The following is a 241-nucleotide window of genomic DNA, read 5'->3' as shown; positions in this document are numbered from 1 at the left end:
GCCGGACCGCCGGCCGCCACCCTGGCCGAGCGGCGCCGGGCGTGACGGGCGGAGAGGGGCCATGAGCGACGCGCCGCGACCGGCGCCGCCCCCCGGCCCGGGCCGGGCCGCGGTGGTCATGAAGGGCTATCCGCGGCCGTCGGAGACCTTCATCGCCCAGGAGTTGCACGCCCTGCAGGAGCGCGGCGAGAGCCAGGTCATCGTCTCCCTGCGCCAGCCGACCGACACGCGCATCCACCCG

The 241-nt window shown here is 78.0% G+C and carries 1 pseudogene; it reads left to right on the top strand.

Annotation, left to right across the window (positions count from 1 at the left end):
- Window positions 1–61: 61 nt before the first annotated feature.
- Window positions 62–241 (top strand): annotated as a pseudogene (locus R0J87_RS24160) (hypothetical protein); the annotation flags it as partial.

This window comes from Halomonas sp. SIMBA_159 (assembly GCF_046536035.1).
In the GTDB taxonomy this organism is placed as follows: Bacteria; Pseudomonadota; Gammaproteobacteria; order Pseudomonadales; family Halomonadaceae; genus Vreelandella; species Vreelandella venusta_A.
Note: the sequence above shows the minus strand (reverse complement) of the source record. Positions and strands in the feature narration are given on the sequence as shown.